The 20,964-nt window shown below is 34.8% G+C and carries 19 protein-coding genes; 8 read left to right on the forward strand and 11 right to left on the reverse strand.

What is annotated here, in order from left to right; all coding sequences use genetic code 11:
* Nucleotide 1 precedes the first annotated feature (1 nt).
* Both J2X17_RS16945 and J2X17_RS16950 read left to right on the forward strand, forming a co-directional pair.
* The gene (locus J2X17_RS16945; protein WP_310300640.1) at nt 2-1,951 is read left to right on the forward strand and encodes a sialate O-acetylesterase; all 1,950 of its coding nucleotides are present in this window, start codon (nt 2-4) and stop codon (nt 1,949-1,951) included.
* A 600-nt stretch (nt 1,952-2,551) separates the two neighbouring features.
* A complete protein-coding gene (locus J2X17_RS16950) occupies nt 2,552-4,960 on the forward strand; it encodes a glycoside hydrolase family 95 protein (protein ID WP_310300643.1) in 2,409 nt (802 codons plus the stop codon).
* Between the two features lie 244 nt (nt 4,961-5,204).
* Here J2X17_RS16950 and J2X17_RS16955 read toward each other — a convergent pair whose 3' ends face one another.
* Nucleotides 5,205-5,756, reverse strand: a complete 552-nt coding sequence (locus J2X17_RS16955) for a CvpA family protein (protein ID WP_310300646.1) — start codon at nt 5,754-5,756, stop codon at nt 5,205-5,207.
* A 242-nt stretch (nt 5,757-5,998) separates the two neighbouring features.
* On the opposite strand from J2X17_RS16955, the gene J2X17_RS16960 reads away from it, so the two are divergent.
* The 4 genes from J2X17_RS16960 (at nt 5,999) to J2X17_RS16975 (ending at nt 8,232) form a co-directional block, all read left to right on the forward strand.
* Nucleotides 5,999-6,355, forward strand: coding sequence for a hypothetical protein (locus J2X17_RS16960; protein WP_310300651.1), 357 nt, complete (start codon nt 5,999-6,001; stop codon nt 6,353-6,355).
* Between the two features lie 110 nt (nt 6,356-6,465).
* Nucleotides 6,466-7,485 carry a phenylalanine--tRNA ligase subunit alpha gene (gene pheS, locus J2X17_RS16965; protein WP_310300652.1) on the forward strand — a complete coding sequence of 340 codons (1,020 nt, stop codon included), beginning with the start codon at nt 6,466-6,468 and terminating at the stop codon, nt 7,483-7,485.
* A 108-nt stretch (nt 7,486-7,593) separates the two neighbouring features.
* A complete protein-coding gene (locus J2X17_RS16970) occupies nt 7,594-7,716 on the forward strand; it encodes a hypothetical protein (RefSeq protein WP_310300843.1) in 123 nt (40 codons plus the stop codon).
* Nucleotides 7,717-7,824: 108 nt separating this feature from the next.
* A complete protein-coding gene (locus J2X17_RS16975) occupies nt 7,825-8,232 on the forward strand; it encodes a hypothetical protein (RefSeq protein WP_072969826.1) in 408 nt (135 codons plus the stop codon).
* A 200-nt stretch (nt 8,233-8,432) separates the two neighbouring features.
* Here the strand turns inward: J2X17_RS16975 and J2X17_RS16980 are convergent, their stop codons facing one another.
* The 3 genes from J2X17_RS16980 to J2X17_RS16990 form a co-directional block, all read right to left on the reverse strand.
* Nucleotides 8,433-9,428 carry an NAD(P)H-dependent glycerol-3-phosphate dehydrogenase gene (locus tag J2X17_RS16980; RefSeq protein ID WP_310300655.1) on the reverse strand — a complete coding sequence of 332 codons (996 nt, stop codon included), beginning with the start codon at nt 9,426-9,428 and terminating at the stop codon, nt 8,433-8,435.
* A gap of 418 nt (nt 9,429-9,846) precedes the next feature.
* Nucleotides 9,847-11,004: an iron-containing alcohol dehydrogenase gene (locus J2X17_RS16985; RefSeq protein ID WP_310300658.1), complete on the reverse strand. Its 1,158-nt coding sequence runs from the start codon at nt 11,002-11,004 to the stop codon at nt 9,847-9,849.
* A gap of 191 nt (nt 11,005-11,195) precedes the next feature.
* Entirely contained in the window at nt 11,196-11,960 is a 765-nt protein-coding gene (locus tag J2X17_RS16990) for a type 1 glutamine amidotransferase domain-containing protein (protein WP_310300660.1), read from the reverse strand.
* An 85-nt stretch (nt 11,961-12,045) separates the two neighbouring features.
* On the opposite strand from J2X17_RS16990, the gene J2X17_RS16995 reads away from it, so the two are divergent.
* Nucleotides 12,046-12,951 carry a LysR family transcriptional regulator gene (locus J2X17_RS16995; RefSeq protein WP_194657549.1) on the forward strand — a complete coding sequence of 302 codons (906 nt, stop codon included), beginning with the start codon at nt 12,046-12,048 and terminating at the stop codon, nt 12,949-12,951.
* A gap of 47 nt (nt 12,952-12,998) precedes the next feature.
* Here the strand turns inward: J2X17_RS16995 and nadD are convergent, their stop codons facing one another.
* The 4 genes from nadD to J2X17_RS17015 form a co-directional block, all read right to left on the reverse strand.
* The gene (nadD, locus tag J2X17_RS17000) at nt 12,999-13,580 is read right to left on the reverse strand and encodes a nicotinate (nicotinamide) nucleotide adenylyltransferase (protein WP_310300666.1); all 582 of its coding nucleotides are present in this window, start codon (nt 13,578-13,580) and stop codon (nt 12,999-13,001) included.
* An 88-nt stretch (nt 13,581-13,668) separates the two neighbouring features.
* Nucleotides 13,669-14,241: a guanylate kinase gene (gene gmk, locus J2X17_RS17005; RefSeq protein ID WP_310300669.1), complete on the reverse strand. Its 573-nt coding sequence runs from the start codon at nt 14,239-14,241 to the stop codon at nt 13,669-13,671.
* A 130-nt stretch (nt 14,242-14,371) separates the two neighbouring features.
* The gene (locus tag J2X17_RS17010) at nt 14,372-15,232 is read right to left on the reverse strand and encodes a YicC/YloC family endoribonuclease (protein WP_310300672.1); all 861 of its coding nucleotides are present in this window, start codon (nt 15,230-15,232) and stop codon (nt 14,372-14,374) included.
* 231 nt (nt 15,233-15,463) lie between these two features.
* On the reverse strand, nt 15,464-15,814 hold the full coding sequence (locus J2X17_RS17015; protein WP_310300674.1) for an arsenate reductase family protein: 351 nt from the start codon (nt 15,812-15,814) through the stop codon (nt 15,464-15,466).
* Nucleotides 15,815-15,891: 77 nt separating this feature from the next.
* On the opposite strand from J2X17_RS17015, the gene J2X17_RS17020 reads away from it, so the two are divergent.
* On the forward strand, nt 15,892-16,347 hold the full coding sequence (locus J2X17_RS17020) for a DinB family protein (RefSeq protein WP_310300677.1): 456 nt from the start codon (nt 15,892-15,894) through the stop codon (nt 16,345-16,347).
* Nucleotides 16,348-16,386: 39 nt separating this feature from the next.
* On the opposite strand, the gene J2X17_RS17025 is transcribed toward J2X17_RS17020, so the two are convergent.
* From J2X17_RS17025 to J2X17_RS17035, 3 genes are all read right to left on the reverse strand, one after another.
* Nucleotides 16,387-16,881: a septal ring lytic transglycosylase RlpA family protein gene (locus tag J2X17_RS17025; RefSeq protein ID WP_310300681.1), complete on the reverse strand. Its 495-nt coding sequence runs from the start codon at nt 16,879-16,881 to the stop codon at nt 16,387-16,389.
* 88 nt (nt 16,882-16,969) lie between these two features.
* Entirely contained in the window at nt 16,970-17,392 is a 423-nt protein-coding gene (locus J2X17_RS17030) for a hypothetical protein (RefSeq protein ID WP_310300685.1), read from the reverse strand.
* 115 nt (nt 17,393-17,507) lie between these two features.
* Entirely contained in the window at nt 17,508-20,825 is a 3,318-nt protein-coding gene (locus J2X17_RS17035; RefSeq protein ID WP_310300689.1) for a TonB-dependent receptor, read from the reverse strand.
* Between the last annotated feature and the right edge of the window lie 139 nt (nt 20,826-20,964).

Here is a 20,964-nt window from a genome sequence, read left to right on the forward strand (position 1 = left end):
AATGAAAAAAAATATAGCCTTTTTTTTATTGCTGTGCGGTATAATCGCCAACGCAAATGTCAAAATGCCGTTGCTGTTCTCGGACGGGATGGTATTGCAGCGCAATAAGGAAATTCCGGTTTGGGGCTGGGCAGACGCCAATGAAAAGGTCGAAATTCATTTTAATAAACAAACCAAAACCGTTCAGGCTGATAAAACCGGAAAATGGACGGTTCGACTGGCAGCCGAAAAAGCCGGCGGTCCATTTGAGTTAATTATCACAGGAAAAAATAAAATCATTATTAAAGATGTTTTGGTGGGCGAAATATGGATTTGCAGTGGACAATCCAACATGGAATTTCAGGTTTTTAAAACCATGAACGCCGAGAAAGAAATAGCCGATTCAAATTATCCAATGATTCGTCATTTTGGTGTCGCGCAAGATTTAAGCGGATTGCCAAAAGACGATTTAAAAGCAGGAAAATGGGAAGTTTCCAACAAAGAAAACGTTGGGAATTTTACCGCAGTCGGTTATTATTTTGCCAAAAAACTGTACGCCGAATTAAAAATCCCAATCGGAATTATCAACACTTCCTGGGGCGGAACCAATGTCGAAACATGGACAAGCCGCGAAGCTTTCCAGAAAAGCAATGATTTCAAAGCCATGATTGCCGATGTTCCAACGCTTAATATCGATTCGATTTCGAAATTGTACGCAAAACGAATGCAGGAAAGAGTCGAAAAAATTCAGGGAACTTCGGTAAGTACAGAAAATGAAAATACTTTTAAAGAGCCAACATTCAACGATACAGCCTGGGGCGAATTAAATACGCCAAGTTTGTGGGAAAATCAGCCTTTAGGAGATTTAGACGGCGTGGTTTGGATGCGAAAAACGATCACGCTTTCGGCAGAAGACATCAAAAGCAAAGCAACATTAAGTCTTTCAAAAATTGATGATGAAGATATCACTTACGTAAACGGAATTGAAGTTGGCAAAAACACCCAATGGGATTTGAAACGTGTTTATGAAATTCCGGCAAATGTTTTAAAAGAAGGTGCAAATGTTATCGCAATCCGAATTGTCGATAACAGCGGCGGTGGCGGAATTTACGGAGATGCAGCAGATTTAAAACTGACACTCGGAACTAAAAATATTCCGCTTGACGGAAAATGGAAATACAAAGTGATTGTCGTAAAAACCTCTTTATCTCCAAACAGTTATCCTTCGTTATTGTACAATGCGATGGTAAATCCGTTGGTTCCGTACGCGTTTCAGGGCGTGTTATGGTATCAGGGCGAGGCCAATGTATGGCGTGCAAAGGAATACAAAAAATCATTTCCATTAATGATCAACGACTGGCGAACAAAATGGAATCAGGGCAATTTTCCGTTTTATTTCGTACAGTTATCCACTTTTAATGAGCAAAATGGAAACAGCAAAATAGGAAGCAGATGGGCTGAACTTCGCGAAGCACAATCTGAAACCTTAAAATTGCCGAACACCGGAATGGCCGTAACGACCGACATCGGTAATGCAAAAGACATTCACCCAACAAACAAACAAGACGTCGGACTTCGTTTAGCAGCAATTGCACTGAATAATGTTTACGACAAAAAGCAAGTTTATAGCGGGCCAACTTATAAGTCTAAGGAAATAAAAGGGAACCAAATTATGCTGACTTTCAATAACATAGGTAGCGGTTTGTCAACTTCTGATCATTCAGAAAACGTAAAAGGTTTCGAAATTGCTGGTGCCGACAAAGTTTTTCATTCCGCGAAAGCGATAATTAAAGACAACAAAATAATAGTTTCTAGCGAAAACGTAAAAAATCCCGTTGCCGTTCATTACGGTTGGGCAGACGACGACACCGAAATCAATCTTTACAACAAAGAAAAATTCCCTGCATCGCCTTTCAGAACCGATAATTGGGAAATGATTACGGTAAATGAAAAATATAAAGTTAGTAAATAGGTTAAAAGTGAAATGTGAAAAGTTTCATGGCAACTATTAATATTGTATGGCTATGTTCTAAAATAATCCGCATTTAATTTTTACCATATAAGTCATAGAAGTTTTTTTAACATTTTAATTCAAATGAACTTTTGTTTTATTTTAAAGAAAACTAAAAACTCATACTGATTACTATGGTGAAAATTCATTCGATATAAGTTCATTTAAAATTTCGCTTACTTTTCTTATATTTTAACTTAATACTCTAGAAAACATCTAGCTTATAATTTCTTAAATGAACTTATATGGTTAATAATTTATTTGATAAAACGCTGTTATTAAAGATTTTATCGTATTTTATTTGCTAATTTATAATTATAATTTGGGCGTGACCGTATTTACAAAAGGCGCTACGTAGCAAACCGCTTATGTGCGCCTTTCGCAAATACGGTCGGGCTATACGTACTACTTCGGTAGTTTACTTCTATCCCTCACGCGCATAAATTGTCATTAGATCTCCTAACAGGTTTTTTCAACCTGTTAGGTATAATCTTAGAGATACTAAAAACTTAATACCTAACAGGTTGAAAAAACCTGTTAGGATAAAAAATGAAATATTATATGAGCTTAAATTCCGTAAAACAACTAATTCTGATTATCATCTTTTCTTTATTCTATACAAACATGACGGCGCAATCCACACATGTTTTATGGTACAATCAGCCAGCAGAATTTTTTGAAGAAAGTCTTGTTTTAGGAAACGGAAAACTCGGAGCAACCATTTTTGGAGGAGTTGAATCAGATAAAATTTACTTGAATGATGCTACGCTTTGGTCGGGAGAACCCGTAAATGCCAATATGAATCCGGAAGCGTACAAAAATCTTCCGGCAATTCGCGAAGCACTTAAAAACGAAAACTACAAACTGGCCGAAGAACTCAATAAAAAAATTCAAGGCAAGAATTCCGAATCGTACGCACCACTCGGAACAATGGAAATTAACAATTCCAATAAAGGGAAAGTTACTAATTATTACAGAGAACTTGATATTGCAAATGCAACATCAAAAGTCACTTATGAAATTGATGGCGTAAAATTTACCCGCGAATATTTTGTTTCGGCACCAGACCAAATTATGATAATCAAATTAACCAGCAGTCAAAAAGGCGTGCTGAATTTTGATCTTAATTCGACGAGTTTATTAAAGTTTGATGTATCCGTAAAAAACAATGTTTTGTCCATGAACGGCGTTGCGCCAATCCATGAAAATGCTGGTTATACAGTACAGCCTGCATTTCTTCTCGAAAAAGAAAGAGGAACAAGATTTACAACCCTCATGAAAATCAAAAATACAGACGGGCAAATTGTAAGCACCGATAAAACTTTGGGTGTAAAAAACGCCACCGAAGCAGTAATTTATATTTCAATCGCAACCAGTTTTAATGGTTTCGACAAAAATCCGGCGAGTCAGGGATTAAATGATAAGGCAATTGCATCAGAAAATCTGAACAAAGCATTTTCAAAAACATTCGGAAAAATAAAACAAGCTCATATTGCAGATTATCAGAAATTCTACAATCGTGTAACTTTAGATTTAGGCAAAACAACCGCTCCAAATTTAGCAACAGACGAACGTTTATTGCGTTATTCAGATGGGAGCGAGGATAAAAATTTAGAGATTTTATATTTTAATTACGGGCGTTATTTATTAATCAGCAGTTCAAGAACAATGGGCGTTCCGGCAAATTTGCAAGGAATCTGGAATCCGTATTTAAATCCGCCATGGAGCAGCAATTACACCATGAATATTAATCTGGAAGAAAACTATTGGCTGGCAGAAAACACCAATCTTTCAGAAATGCATTTACCGCTTTTGAGTTTTATCAAAAATCTTTCGGTAACCGGAAAAGTATCTGCAAAAACTTTTTATGGGGTGAATGAGGGCTGGTCTGCCTCACATAACTCGGATATATGGGCAATGACAAATCCGGTGGGGCAATTCGGAAAAGAAGAGCCAATGTGGGCGTGCTGGAACACAGCGGGAGCTTGGTTGAGCACACATATTTGGGAACATTATGTTTTTACGCAGGATAAAAATTATTTGAAAAGTGAAGGTTATCCCATTATGAAAGGAGCTTCACAATTCTTTTTAGGATGGATGATTCTGGATAAAAACGGAAACTTAATCACGTCGCCATCAACTTCTCCGGAGAATCAATATAAAACGCCAGATGATTTTATTGGAGCTACATTATATGGCGGAACTGCCGATTTGGCGATGATCAGAGAATGTTTTGACAAAACAATAAAAGCTTCAAAAGCACTAAATATCGATGCCGAATTCAGAGCAAAGCTAGAAACGGCACTTTCTAAACTGGCGCCTTATCAAATAGGAAAAAAAGGAAATTTACAAGAATGGTATTTTGATTGGGATGATAAGGATCAGAAACACCGTCATCAATCTCAGTTATTCGGACTTTTTCCGGGTCATCAAATAACACCTGAAAAAACACCTGATTTGGCTGAGGCAGCAAGAAAAACACTTGAGATAAAAGGCGATGAAACCACGGGTTGGTCAAAAGGCTGGAGAATTAATCTTTGGGCAAGACTTTGGGACGGAAATCGTGCCTACAAAATGTTCAGGGAACTGTTGAGATACGTTGATCCTGACAAAAAGAAAACAGAAAAACCAAGAAGAGGCGGAGGAACGTATCCGAATTTATTTGATGCACATCCGCCATTTCAAATCGATGGTAATTTTGGCGGAGCTGCCGCTGTAGCCGAAATGCTGGTACAATCTGACGAAAACGAAATCAGATTATTGCCTGCTTTGCCAGATGCCTGGGAAACCGGATCTGTAAAAGGAATTTGTGCAAGAGGAGGATTTGAAATTGAAATGTCGTGGGAAAATAAATCACTTAAAAAAGTTACGATAATTTCTAAAAATGGAGGAAAAACAACTTTAATAAGCGGTGATAAAAAGCAAGATATCACATTGAAAAAAGGAAAAAAAACAGAATTAAACTGGTAAAATAATTCTAAACATAATCTTTATCAAACCTAACAGTCCCGAAGCCTCGGGATAAAATCTGTTAGGTTTTGTTGTTAATGAGCTCCAGCGGAGCAATATGTTTATAGCAATTAGAATATTAACGGAAATAAAGCTCCAGCGGAGCGACATATTGATTCTTACAATTAGTAAGTGCCACCCCGATGGGGTTTATGCCAGCTGTATTCGTAAATTCCTATAAATATGTTGTTCCTCTGGGACTTAATTATTCTTTTTCAGAAGTTTCGGTGGATTTTTTCTCAGATTCTTTAGCATGTTCTTCTTTAAAAGATTCATACCATTTTTCAATAGACGGATACACAAAAGCTGCCACTTTTTTTACCGGATTGTAAAAAATAGAGTTATCTAAAGTTTCTTTTTTAGCAAAAGTATTATTGAAGTTTATTTTCTCAAAAAGTGCAATAAAAACACTCATAATCAAAATGGTTTTCAAAACTCTGAAAAAAGCTCCACCAAGTTTATTAGGTAATCCAAGGAAAGCGAAATCGGCAATTCCGGTGAGGATTTTGGCTAAAAAATAAACACCAATTACAACCAGAATAAAAGTCAGAATAAAAGCCGTAACCTGAATGGTGTTTGGATTCCAGGAAACATGTTTTATTATTATTTCTTTCATTAAGGAAGAGAATTTAATTGCAAGATAAATTCCCAATAACAAAGAAACAAAAGAAGCAACTTCTACAAAAAGCCCATTTTTAAAACCTTTGTATAAACTAAAAGCTAAAAGTGCTCCAAAAATCATGTCGAAAAAACTCATATATCTGTTGTTTTATTGAGGCGCAAATATAAAAGAATTATCTGTTTTTTGAGGCTCAGAGGTTCATAGATGCAAAGGCTCAAAGGTTTTTATTTTCTGATGTTTTATTTTTTAAGGTCATTGGATTTGAAGTCCGTATCTTTGCACTTCTAATTTTAGAGTTTAGATTGTAGATTTTAGATTTAAAAATCGAAAAATCATTCCACAATCTAAAATCTACAATCTAAAATCATAAATTAAAAATGTCCAGAGATACACAATTAAAAGAGCGTTGGGAAAAGCTCGTTGATATACTTTCAAATCAGTTTTCGCAAGGTGAAGACTTAGATTTAGATGCCATTATTTACTTAATCGGAGTTCAGGAACTCGGAAAAGTGCATCGCGAATTCAAGAAGGATGAAAAATTAAATTTAATGCACATCGCCATTTGCCGATTATTGGAGCCTTACGGATTCTATGAGTTCGAGTATTTCGATGAAGACGGCTGGCCGCATTACAAAGTAAAAGAAGAGTTACCACCACTAAAAGCAGGCGAACAATCGGTTTTGATGAAAGAAGCTATTGTGAATTACTTTTTAGAAAGAGAAGTTATTGAATAGTTTTTAGTCGCAGTCACAATTATAACAGCATCAAAGACTGAAAACTGTGATTGCGACTGTTTACTTTCAACTAAAATCACTAAATTTGTTCTCTCAATTATTGAAGGAAAATGATAGATAAGATAAAAGACTACATTGGCGAAGCGCAGGCTTTTTCAACTGAAAATGCAGCTGAGCTTGAAGCATTCCGTATTAAATTCTTAGGTAAAAAAGGTGTTTTGAATGACTTTTTTGCTGAATTTAAAAACGTGCCTAACGATCAAAAAAAGGAATTCGGACAAGTTATAAACGCGTTAAAAACGGCTGCTGAAGACAAAGTAAAAGCAATTGTAGAAGCGTTAGAAAGCAAACAGGAAGTAAAAGGGATTTTTGGTGACTTAACCAGATCTGCAGAGCCTGTAATTATTGGTTCCCGTCATCCTATTTCTATTGTAAAAAATCAGATTATAGATATTTTTGCCAATATTGGCTTCAACGTTTCCGAAGGTCCGGAAATTGAAGACGATTGGCATAATTTTACTGCATTGAACTTACCGGAATATCATCCGGCGCGTGATATGCAGGATACATTTTTCATTCAGACGAATCCTGACGTTTTGTTGCGTACGCATACATCATCTGTTCAGGTGCGTTACATGGAAAATCACAAACCGCCAATCCGTACAATTTCTCCGGGACGTGTGTTTCGTAACGAAGCGATTTCATCTCGTTCACACTGTATTTTCCATCAGGTGGAAGGATTGTACATTGACAAAGATGTTTCCTTTGCCGATTTGAAACAAACATTACTTTATTTTACAAAAGAGATGTTCGGAAAATCGAAGATTCGTTTGCGTCCATCATACTTTCCATTTACAGAACCAAGTGCCGAAATTGATATTTACTGGGGTCTGAAAACAGAAACCGATTACCGTATCACAAAAGGAACAGGTTGGTTAGAAATTGGTGGTTGCGGAATGGTTGATCCTAATGTTCTTAAAAATTGCGATATCAATCCAGACGAATACAATGGTTTTGCTTTCGGTATGGGAGTGGAGCGTATTGCGATGTTATTATATCAAATTGGTGATATTCGTATGTTTTATGAAAATGATGTTCGTTTCTTAGAGCAATTTAAATCTAATATATAAGCCGAAAGTCATAAAGTCAAAAGTCGTAAAGTCTCAAATTTTGAGGCTTTTGTCTTTTAGTCCTTTCGACTTTATGACTTTCGACGTTAAGACTTTCGACTAAATAATATGAAAAAAGATATAACAATCCCCGAAGTAGAAAACGTATTCCTTGCCGCTGTTCAGGAATGGAGTGATGATTTTTATGAAAATGATGTTCGTTTCTTAGAGCAATTTAAATCTAATATATAAGCCGAAAGTCATAAAGTCAAAAGTCGTAAAGTCTCAAATTTTGAGGCTTTTGTCTTTTAGTCCTTTTGACTTTATGACTTTCGACTTTAAGACTTTCGACTAAATAATATGAAAAAAGATATAACAATCCCCGAAGTAGAAAACGTATTCCTTGCCGCTGTTCAGGAATGGAGTGATGATTTTATGGAGAAGGTATGGTATGCATACCTAGTGAACGACAGTGACTTTAATTTAGACAGCGTTATGGTTGTTTCAAAAGCTTTTGGAACTATTGATGGTGAAATGAAAAAAACCTCTGTTTTACGTCACGCTTTTGTTGAGGTTCCAGCTGTTTCTGTAGTGAAAATCGAAATGATCGAAAAGAGCCTTTTAGTTTTAAATAACGAATTCATGGTGACTTTCTTTATCGGAAATACTTTGTACGACAAGAAATTCATTTTCAAATCAAACCTAATCAATGAAAATGATACGGAAGAAGTGCCGATTTTGTTTGTTGAGGGGGTGATGGTGAAGTAGTCGAGAAGCAAGAGAATAGAGGCAAGAGGAAAGAAGCAAGAAGCAAGAAACAAGATTTTAGATAAAAGAATCAAGAATCTCCAAAACACAAAAAAAGAGTCAAGACTAATTCAATTTCGTCTTGACTCTTTTTTTGTGTTTATGCAAATAAAAGCTTATCCTCTTGGCTCTATTCTCTTGCTTCTTGCATTTAAAAAAAACTAATCCAAAGACTCAGTCAATTTCTTAAACACAGTCTTGGCATCCTTTCCTTCATATAAAACAGCGTAAACAGCGTCGATAATTGGCGTTTTGGCACCGTAACCCTGATTTAGTTTAAAAGCACTTTTAGTGGCGTAATAACCCTCTGCAATCATGCTCATCTCCATCATGGCGCTTTTTACGGTATATCCTTTTCCAATCATATTTCCGAACATTCTGTTTCTTGAGAATACTGAATATCCAGTAACCAATAAATCGCCCAAATAAGCCGAATCATTGATGTTACGTTTCATTTTATGAACTTTTCTGATGAATTTTTTCATCTCACGAATTCCGTTACTCATCATCACCGATTGGAAATTATCGCCATAACCCAAACCATGTGCAATTCCGGCAGCAATAGCGTAGATGTTTTTAAGCATCGCGGCATATTCAGTACCGATGATGTCGTCTGAAATTTTGGCTTTAATATAGTTTCCTGATAATGATTTTGCCACGATGCATGCTTTTTCAGGATCACCGCAGGCAATTGTTAAGTATGAAAGTCTTTCTAATGCTACTTCTTCAGCGTGACAAGGACCTGTAATAACACCAATGTTGTAATATGGAATGTCGTATTGAATATGGAAATGTTCCCCAACAATTAAACTCGTTTCAGGAACAATACCTTTAATGGCTGAGAAAATGATTTTATCAGACAAAGAAACCGTCATATTTTTTAATTCCGCATCTAAAAAAGCTGATGGAATAGCAAAAATTATATAATCGGCATATTCGATTGCTTCGTTGATATTATTAGTTAATTTAAGTTTAGAGGTGTCAAATTCTACCGAACTTAAATAATTAGGATTATGTTTGTATTTTTGAATGTGCTCTATTGCAGCGTCATTACGCATATACCATGCAATTTCGGAAAGATTTACACATAGCATTTTTGTAATTGCCGTCGCCCAACTACCTCCTCCAATTACTGCAAATTTTAAATTTTGGCTCATTATTTTAATAATTTGAAGCAAAAGTACTTAATAAAGTAGTAATAATACAAAATCTGATTTAAGAAATTTTAAAAAGCGCCTTAAATGCAAGGGTTTTAAGATGCTTTTAAAAATTATAAAAAATATTTCAACTCTCATACAATAATAGTAGAGCCCTTACGTTATAAGTAATTATAAATTAGAATTTTAATGAGTTTAGCAAAAATTGAGTTAGTTAGTTTTGTTTTAGTATTTTAAAAAGGCGCTCTTAAACATAATTAAGATCGCCTTTTTTGATTTAGAAAATCGAACAAATCCAATTTCTAAATTTCAAATTCCAACATTGAAAACTTAAATTCCAATTTCAAATAAAAAATTCCAAATCCCAATTATTACGTCTGCAATTGGAATTTGGAATTTAAAAATTTTGGAATTTTATTTAGTAGCTTAATTCTACAATAGATTTAACTTTGTCTAAAGTCACTAATTGATTTTCTCCCAAGCCTTTCCAGCCTCTTTCATCAAAACGGTTTACAATGAAATTTGCTGTTTCGCTGTAATCATCTGTATATTGGGAAAGTTTAGTATCCATTCCCATAGTATGGAAAAACTCTACAGTTTTATTGATTGCTTCTTTTGCTACTTCTTCGTCAGAACCAGTAAGATTAAAAATTCTTCTTCCGTATTGCGCTAATTTTCCTTTTTTAGTATCAAACATTACGTTGTATAAACTTGGGCCGATAATCGCCAAAGTTCGTGCGTGATCGATGCCGTACAAAGCGGTTAATTCGTGACCAATCATATGCGTTGCCCAATCTTGAGGAACACCTTTTTGAATCAATCCGTTTAAAGCCATTGTACAACTCCACATAAAATTAGAAGCCAAAGCATAATCACTTGGATTTTCAACCACTTTTGGACCAACTTCGATTAAAGTTTGTAAAATCCCCTCAGCAATTCGGTCTTGTAGAAAACCATCATGCGGATAGGTTAAATATTGCTCCATTACGTGTGTGTACGCATCGACAACTCCATTTTGTAATTGTCTTTTTGGTAAAGAAGTAATAACGGTTGGATCGCAAATGGAGAATTTTGGAAATAAGGCACTACCGCCAAATGCCAATTTTTCCTGAGTTGCTGCAATGGTCACAACTGAGCCGGAATTCATTTCGCTTCCTGTTGCCGGTAAAGTTAAAACGGTTCCAAAAGGCACTGCATTTTCCTTAATCAAAATTCGCTTTTGCAAAATATCAATCGGATTTCCATCAAAATTTACGGCTGCCGAAATAAATTTCACACCGTCAATTACAGATCCGCCTCCAACTGCCAGAATAAAATCTATTTTTTCGGCTTTAATTACTTCAACAGCTTTCATCAAAGTTTCAAAATGCGGATTTGGTTCTATTCCGCCAAATTCCACAATATTAAAACCTTTTAAATTGCTGATCACCTGTTCGTGAACACCGTTTTTAAAAATACTTCCGCCACCATACGCCAATAATATTTTAGCATCTTTTGGAACTAAAGTTGAAAGTTTTTCTATTTGTCCTTTTCCGAAGATTAAATTCGTCGGGTTGTATAATTCGAAGTTTAACATTTTTTTATTTTTAAGGTTCTGAGGTGCTAAGGTTCTGAGGTCCTAAGTTTTTTTTGCCTTAGCAACTTAGTGTCTCAGAACCTTAGAACCTTTTTTTATTTTAAATTTTTATTAGTTAGTAAATAAGAGGTTAGTTTTTAAGTTACTAGCAGGAAAACCTTAGGGTCTTAGCAACTTAGAACCTTAGTCCCTTATTTACCCAATTTTTGTAACAATTTTCCTGCTACTAATTTTGATGATGCCGGGTTTTGTCCTGTAATTAAAAGTCCGTCTTCAACAGAATAAGGCTGCCAGTTTGGTCCTTTTGAAAATATTCCGCCATTTGATGAAAGGGCATCTTCCAATAAAAACGGAACAACTTTGGTCAAGCCTACCGCTTCCTCTTCTTCATTGGTAAAACCGGTAACTTTTTTGCCTTTTACCAAATATTCGCCATTTACTTTTACGTTTTTCAAAACCGCTGGTGCGTGACAAACAAAAGCAACTGGTTTGTTGTGTGTGTAGAAAGATTCAATTAAATCAACCGAACTTTGATCTTCCACTAAATCCCAAAGCGGCCCATGACCTCCCGGATAAAAAACGGCATCGTAATCTTTTTGATTGATTGTCGAAAGTTTTAAAGTGTGTTGTAGTTTTTCCTGTAATGTTTTATCGGCATCAAAACGTTTGGTGTCTTCAGTTGCCGATGCCGGATCTGCACTTTTTGGGTCAATTGGCGGTTGGCCTCCAAGTGGAGATGCAATTGTAATTTCAACACCCTGATCTAATAATTCGTAATAAGGTGCGGCAAATTCTTCTGACCAAAATCCTGTTTTTTCTCCTGTGTTACCAAGTTTGTCGTTACTTGTAACCACGAATAATACTTTTTTCATACTTTTTCTATTAGTTTTTTGAGCTGTAGCCAACGTGCTAAAAGCTGTGAATGCTATAATCGTGAGTAATGCTATTTTTTTCATAAGTTTAAATTTTCATCAAATTTACGGCTTAAGTGATATTAGTAAAAATAAAATAAACTATGTTTGTAATAAATATATTTATATCATGGTAAATCTAGAATGGTACAGAACCTTTAAGTCGGTTTATAAAAACGGTAATTTTTCAGTCGCTGCAAAAGAGTTGTTTATTAGTCAACCAGCAGTAAGTCAGCAAATATCGATGCTAGAAGCACATGTAGGTTATAAATTATTCAATCGGAAGTCGAAAGGGGTTGAAGCAACCGAATACGCTAAGTTACTCAATAATTTAATTATAGATGCGCTCGACAGATTAGAAAATGTTGAAAGCGGTTTTAGGGCTAAGGCCGAGGATTCTAAACGATTAATATCGATTGGAGTATCCAAAGATTTATTTAATAGTTTTGGAAGTACTTTAATCTCGAAGTTTGATCTAATCGATTTTACTTTCGCTGAAGACGATGTTCTTTTTTCTCTAGTAGACGCTAAAAAAATTGATTTTGCCGTAGTCACTAAAAAGTTTGACACGTTTGATACAATCTATGAAATCATCGGAAAGATTAAGCTGGTTGTAGTTGGTTCAACAAATTTAGATACAACCGATTTTAGGCAGAAATTAAAGTCAGATAATGCTACAGAAATAGAGCAGTGGCTAAATGATCAAAAATGGTACAGTCATGATGCCCGAATTCCACATGTGAAATTATTCTGGTTACATGCATTCAATAAAAAAAGACCTGCAATAGTACCGAATTATATCATTCCATCAGAATCTGAGATGCTGGAAATGTTATCCAGAAATTCGGGAATAGCCATAACCTGGAATTGTAATTCAAGAAAATATATCAAAGAAAACAAATTGCAGCTGTTGTGGAATAGTTTTCACGTTCCGGAGGAATACGTGTATTTGTTGAGTGCTAAGAACAATAACTTAAACTCGTTTTTTGATACTATTTCTAAGGAATTAAAATTGTTTTTTGGGAATAGGATGTAGAGATATCTTAAAGTAGAAAGCCTGAATTTTAAAGATTCAGGCTTTTTTTATTTCTTATAAAAATTATTGTGATCAATATATTCCCAAACTTTTGGAGGTAAAAGCGGTTGAATGTTTTTTCCTTTTTTAATGTTGTGTCGAATAAAAGTCGAAGAAATCTCCACAACCGGTGCATCAATAATATGCACTTTTGGATGCGATTTTAATTCGATATTTTCCGGTTCTTCAGAAATACGAGGATAAACATAGATTTCATAATGATCTAAAATCACTTCGAAGTTTTTCCATTTATGAAGCGTTTTCAAGTTGTCTTCGCCCATAATAAGCGAAAATTCATTATTTGGATATTTCTCCTGTAAATGAACTAGTGTATTTACCGTGTAATTCGGCTGAGGTAATTTAAACTCGATATCTGAGGGTTTTATTTTCGGATAATCTTCTGTTGCCAGAAAAACCATTTCAAGTCGTTGGTGATCATCTAATAAAGTCGCTTTCTTTTTTAACGGATTGTGGGGTGTAACTATCATCCAAACCTGATCTAAATCGGCAAACTCTGCCATGTGATTGGCAATAATTAAATGACCGACATGAATGGGATTATATGTTCCGAAATAAAGGCCTATTTTCATTTTTTTTATTAAAAGATTAAAAAATAGAAAGATTTAAAGATTGCTATAATAATTTTTTCAATATTTAAATCCTTTAATTTTTCAATTTCTATTTATTTACAAAGTCTTTTACCAATTGATACGCTTCTTCTTTGGCAGTATCTAAATCGTAGTTTTTGATGATAGTGTCAAATTGTGGAGCTGTAGCCAATTCTACAGAAGCTTTTGCAATTCGCATGTTTATTTTGTCATCACTTTCAGTAGAACGTTGTTTTAAGCGGCGTTTTAATTCGTCGACACTTGGTGGTTTTACGAAAACGGCTAACGTTTGTTCCGGAAATTTATGTTTGATACGCAATCCGCCGGCAACATCAATATCAAAAATCACATTTTTTCCTAAAGCCCAGATTCTTTCGATTTCTGCTTTTAAAGTACCGTAAAAATTATCGCGGTAAACTTCTTCCCATTCCAGGAAATTTTCAGCTTTAATGTGTTTTTTGAATTCTTCCAACGAAATAAAATAATAATCTTTTCCGTGTTCTTCTTCTCCGCGAGGGTCGCGTGAAGCCGCTGAGATCGAAAATTCTAAATTTAAATCTTCTTTCCCAAGTAAATGTCTAACTATAGTTGTTTTTCCTGATCCGGACGGTGCCGAAAAAACAATTAATTTTCCTTTGTTCATTTTGTATGCTTTAGGCTCTAAGCAATACGCTTTAAGCTTTTTATTTATGCTTTAAGCTTTAGGCTGTACGCTTTAAGCTTTACTTTGCTGTGTATGTGGCTTACGCTTATAGCTTAAAGCTTACGGCTTTTTACAACACATTCAAAACCTGTTCCTTAATTTTCTCCAATTCATCCTTCATCATCACCACCAATTTCTGCATTTGTGCATGATTTGATTTAGAACCCATAGTATTGATTTCACGACCCATTTCCTGAGTAATGAAACCTAATTTACGGCCATTTGCTTCTGTTCCTTTAATCGTTTCCAGGAAATAGTCTAAATGGTTCGTCAGACGTACTTTTTCTTCTGTAATGTCCAATTTCTCTAAATAATAAATCAATTCCTGTTCGAAACGATTTTCATCTACATTTACTTTCAATTCAGAAATCGCAGTTTGCAAACGATCTTTTATGGCCTGAACACGTTCCGGATCAAGAGCCAAAGCATCGTTCATATATTGGCGGATATTACCAATTCGAAGATTGAATTCTTTTTCAAGTGATTCTCCTTCGTCTTTTCTAAAACTTAAGATGTTTTGTAAAGCCTCTTCAATGATAATCTGAATCTGGTCCCAGTCGTTTTCATCAATTTCATCACGCTCCGTTTTTAGCGTATCAGGCATACGAACTGCCATTTTCATCAACTCAGTTTCATCGGCGTCAGCATACACTTCTTTAAGCTGTGCGATATAATATTTTACGATCGGGACATTTACTTTAGTCGAAGTTTGTTCGGCAGTACTTTCAATGTAGATTCCGAAATCAATTTTTCCTCTTTCCAGTTTTGTCGAGATTAATGTTCGTAGACCTAATTCCATCTCGCGATAAAGAGAAGGCATTCTAACGTTTAAATCTAAACCTTTACTATTTAAGGATTTTACTTCGACCGTAATTTTTTTTGTAGGCAATTGCAAAGAAGCTTTGCCAAACCCTGTCATAGATTGTATCATATAATTGAGTATAAAGGCGCAAAGATAATTAAAAGTTCGCAGTGTTGCGTCGTAAAATGCTAATCTGTAAACTGTGGAAAGTGTTTGTGTTTTTTTTGCCACGAATTTCACGAATTTTCACGAATTAAGTTGGTTTGCTTTGCAATACAAACGTAATAATGAAATTCACGTATTCCGTTTATGTGGAAGCAGTAATTCGTGGAAATTAGTGAAATTCGTGGCTAACTTTTTTTAAGACAAAGCTTTCATGACTTGTAAAGTAACGGGTTGGCTGTTGCCAATGTATATTTTACCATCAATAATAAAAACCGGTCGGCTCAAAAATGTATAGTGTTCCAAAATATATTTTTTATAATCGGCCTCAGTCAGAGATTTATTTTTTAAATCCATTGACTTGTATAATTGTGCTTTTTTGCTGAATAACGCTTCATAGCTTCCTGCAAGCTGATACATTTCTTCGAGTTCAGCTTCAGTAATCGGATTTTGTTTAATATCGTGAAAAACCAAATTGTTGTCTTTTGGCAAACTTTTTATGATCTTTCTGCAAGTGTCACAAGATGCTAAGTAATATATTTTGTTCATGATTTTAAATTTAAGTGACTACAAAGAAAATCCATTTAAAACTTAAAAATGCCTAATTTTAGAAAAAAATTATAACTATGAATCCAGTATTTGAAGTACAAAAAACCATTAGAGAAATTCTTTTGAAGGTTTTAGACAATCATTCATTAGAACAGTTAAACAAAATCCCACCGGGATTTAGTAATAATTTGATTTGGAATATTGCGCATTGTGTGTCTTCGCAACAAGTTTTGATTTATAAATTGTCCGGATTACCAACAAATGCTTCTGAAGAATTTATAAACAAATTCAGAAAAGGAACTAAACCGGAAGGTGATGTTTCGCAAGCAGAAGTAGATGAAATCAGAGTTTTGCTTTCTACAACTTTAGACCAAACTATAAATGATTATTCAAACGGAATATTTCAGAATTATAATGAATATACCACAAGTATGGGTTACACTCTGAAGAATATTGAAGGAGCCCTGGATTACAATAATTATCATGAAGGAATTCATACCGGAATTATAATGAGTATCGGAAAGTTTGTTTAAAAAGAAATCCCGTCATGATATTTCAGGACGGGATTTTTTTTATTCTACTATAGTCTCAATTGTGACTTTTAAGGCGCCGTAACCTTTGCTGCCGCTTATGTCCATAAAAGCCCTTTTTGATAGGTCTAGTTCACGAGTTTTTACAAATGGACCTCTGTCTGTTACTTTTACGATTACAAACTTTCCGTTTGATTCATTGGTCACTTTGATTTTTGTTCCAAAAGGAAGTTTTTTGTGCGCAGCAGTGTATTTGTTGTTGTTAAATCTGCTGCCATCTGCAGTTTTTTTGCCATTAAATCGGTCTGCATAGTAGGAGGCATGAGCTGATTTTTTATATGGTCTTAATTTTAAATTTTTGTCTGTAAAAACAGAATCGTTTGCTGCAAGTGCCTGACCTTTTGTTTTGTCAGTCTTTAAACTGTCCTGGACAATTTTTGGCTCTGTTGGCTTTGTTTGCTGACTCATTACGTAGGTAAAACAACTTAAAAAAGTTATTGTAATTGTAGTGAGTAAAATGTTTTTTTTAATTCTCATGGGTTATTTTTTTTCAGACTTGGGGAGTTTGTACAAATAATATGCCGAGATAAAAAAAGCCCCGTTTTTTAGGGCTTTAATTGGGTTTTTAGAACCATAGTTTCCAAGGAATTCTACTTAAAATAAGTAATAATCCTAATCCGTAAAAAATAGCGAATGTTTTAAATTTAGCTTCGCTATTAATTAATTTTTTATGTTTAGACCATCCAATTGTGATTAGGATAATAGCTATTATGTTTATTAATGGATGTTCTAATGATGTTAGTCTTAGTTCAGCGTTAGACATTTCTCCAAAAGCTGCTTTTCCAAGTGGAGATACAAAATAGAGAATTAAACCAATCAATAACTGCGTATGAGTTCCGATTAAGGCAAATAAGGCAACCTTGCGATCCTTGGCTGTAAATTCTTTTTTAGAGGTTAATCCAATAATGGCATTAACAACAGCAATTACTAGTAGGAGTAAAGCTAAGTAAGCCCATCCAGAATGGAATTTTTGTAGAAAATTATACATAAAACTGTTTTTTTGTTCAAAACAAATATAGCAAAAAAGGGCATAAAAAAAACGGCATTGACTAAAAGTCGCTGCCGTTTTTATTATTTATTTTGGTTCTTATTTAGAAACTAAATTATTTGCCAAAGATATATCTAAGTGTAAATTGCAATTGCCAAACATCAAATGTTGATGAATTTTTTTGGTAAGTGTCTTTAATTAAATATCTGTTTCCGTTAGGATCTGTTTGCGTAGCAAGCGTGTAAAATGGTACGTTAGCAGCTGATGCATTAGCAAATGCTAAAAGATTAGGGTTAGTTGCTCTTTGAGAAATACCCCAGTCTCTGTTAATCATGTTTGTAAAGTTCAAGATGTCAGCTCTGAATTGGAAACTGTTCTTTTTACCTTTTATAACTAAGTTAATGTCTTGAGAAATAGATAAATCTAATCTGTGTAACATTGGTAAAGTAGACTCATTTCTTTGAGCGTATTGACCTCTTCTTGTACGTAGGTATGAATCCTGATTGATATAAGCATCAAATGCAGTTCTTTGTTCAGCTTCAGTATAAACTCTTGTAGTTGCAACACCATTTACAGTACTAACTACTGTAAGTGGGTTAAAACGAAGCTCATTTGCACTGTTAGGTACATAAAGTAAGTCATTACCACTTACTCTATCTCCATTCATGTCACCACTATATGTGTAAGTGAAAGGACCAGCTTGTTCTCCGATGTAACCTAAGTTGATAGAAGTTGCTCCTCCAATCATACCTTTACCATATTCAATTCTGTATCCAATAACTCCAACTAAACGATTTGGTGTGTTGTTGTTTGAATTAGAAACATCTAAATCATTATTTCCATTTACAGATCTTGCACTTGTCCATGAACCAGAAGCTACTGATCCTGGAGACATTAAGTCTGTAGCATTAGAATGAGTATAAGCAAATGATCCCCAAAGACCTTTTTGGTAAGGATACTCTAATTTAAATGTAGTTGAGTAAAAATATCCTTCTTGAGTGTTTGTTAAAACGATACCATTTGAAACGTTATCATTTACACGTGTACCAGCATCATTACGAGAGTATCTTGGTCTGTTGTCAGTACCACTGAACGTTCCAACAGGAGCATCAAAGTTAGCATTGTAATAGGTGATAGCGTTGATGTTTTTTTGAAGTATTCCTTCAACTGTACCAGTAAATCCAAATGGAAGTTTTTGATCAACTGCCATTGTAGTTTTCCAAACCTGTGGAGATTTGAATTTTTGATCTGTAAATGCCAAGTCAAAAGTTGATGGCAATGTTGGAGTTGCAGGTGTAAAATAATCAGCAGGTCTTGGTGTAAAACCGTATCCTCCGGCAGCTAAAGCTGCACCACTTACGTCTACAGTACCCATAAGAACTCCGTTATTTCCAATTTGATTAGATAAATATACGGCAGGAGATCTACCTGTAAAAATACCTGAACCTCCACGTACGATTGTTGAAGCGTCTCCGTTTAAGTCAAGGTTGAAACCAACTCTAGGCTCAAATAAGTATGCAGCATCTGGCATTGTACCAGTATTAAATTTTTCGCCATTAGCAAAAGTCATAGCGGTAACAGCAGGGTTTTCTAATGCTGTATCAGCATACCAAACTCTAGAAGCTCTTAAACCAACAGATAGTTTAAATCGGTCGCTTAATTTTATTTCATCCTGAGCATATAAATCTATCTTGTTAGATTTTAATGTTTGCATTGGCTCTCCACCTCCAGGTAAAGCAGAATATCTGTATTGGAAACGAGCAGGTGAAGTAATGCTTGCGGATGACGGAGCACCACCATTCGCTGCAGATTCGTTTGCTGCTGCATAAAAATCAGCTAAAGAGTTAAAAACGTAAACTCCGTTTGATCCTGAGAAAAACAAGTTATCAGACTTGAAATATTCAAAGTTTGCACCAAATACTAAAGAGTGTTTTCCAATAGTTTTAGTCAAGTTGTCAGTAAAGTGTAATGTAGAGTAAGAAAGTTTGTTACCTTGAGTAAAAGGATCTAAACCAACTGAGATATAAGTAGCAGAACCTTGTTTAATATCGATTGTTGGGAAAAAACCACCACCAATTAAACCTCTGTCTTCAATTTGTTTGTCGTAACCTCCAATGAAGTTGTTGTACCAAGAATTGCTTAATTTACTGTTCAATTCTAATACAATAGATCTTGTGTTATCTAAAATAGTATATCCACTATTTTTATAAGACATTGCTAGTGCACTATTAGTTCTGTTACCAAAACCTAATGAATTTGAGTTTGAAGTTAACTGATCAGAAGATGAGTTATGGAATACGTAACGAGCAGTAAGTTTGTGATTGTCGTTAATGTTCCAGTCAATTCTAGTTAAGAATTTTTTTGATTCTCTTGAAGAATCATAATTTTCCCAAGCACCTGTATCATATCCAAATTTATCTTTCATGAAAGTAGAAAGAGTTTGCATCTCAGTATAAGTTGGAAGAGATACCTGACCACTTGAATTAGGAGAACCTGTAGATGTCCAGTTTGTAGCCGGGCTTACGTTATCAATAGTTTCAAAGTTACCAAAGAAGAATAACTTGTCTTTGATAATTGGTAATCCAATACGAGCTCCCCAGATTTTTTCTTCAAATTTTCCAGGAGTAATATTTACATCACCAGCGTGAGTTCCAATGAAGCTTTTTTTGTTGTTTCTGAATGAATTGTAAACAGATCCTTCAACATCATTTGTTCCACTTCTCGTTACAGCATTGATACCAGAACCTAAGAATCCAGATTGACGAATGTCATAAGGAGCAATATTTACTTGTAATTGCTCAATCGCATCTAATGAAATTGCAGTAGAACCTGTTCTACCTCCAGCTTGTGAATCTGATCCAAGACCAAATCCGTTATTGAATACAGAACCGTCGATTGTAAAGTTATTCAATCTTGAATCCTGACCTCCAAAAGTTCCGTTAGCACCTGCATTTGCATTATATTTTGTAACAGAGTTTATAGAACGAGATCCTAAAACCGGAACTGCTGTGATTTCTCTGTTAGAAAACTGTTGTGATGCACCAGTTCTTCCTTTATTAAAATTTCCTTTTGATTTTGTTGAAACTACAACTTCTTGAAGAGCATTAGACTCTTCTTCAATTTTAACGTTTACAGTCAAGTTGTTACCAAGACCAACGTTAATGTCTGTAATTTCAGTAGTTTTGAACCCAATGTAAGTTACTTTTACAGTATAAGGACCACCTGGTCTTAAACCTTGTACAGCATATCCACCGTCGAAATCTGTAGTAGAAAAGTACTTTGTCCCAGTTGGCTTGTGAACAACTTCGATGGTTGCTCCTGGAAGTGCTTCTCCCTTGCTTGATCTAACAGTACCTGACATGGCTGAACCCGTAACTTGGGCATGACCTAAGGCCGATAGAAAAATAATCAAAATAAAAATAATTTTTTTCATTCTTTGCGTTTATTTAGTTTATTGTTTTTGGCAAAATTATAACAAAATAATCAGATAGTGTTATCGAAATGTTAAGAAAAACAAGTTTTATCTAATTGCTTGCGCATTAAAATGATTTTTTCTTTATTCGTTAAATAAA

This window comes from Flavobacterium aquidurense (assembly GCF_031458035.1).
Classification (GTDB): domain Bacteria; phylum Bacteroidota; class Bacteroidia; order Flavobacteriales; family Flavobacteriaceae; genus Flavobacterium; species Flavobacterium aquidurense_C.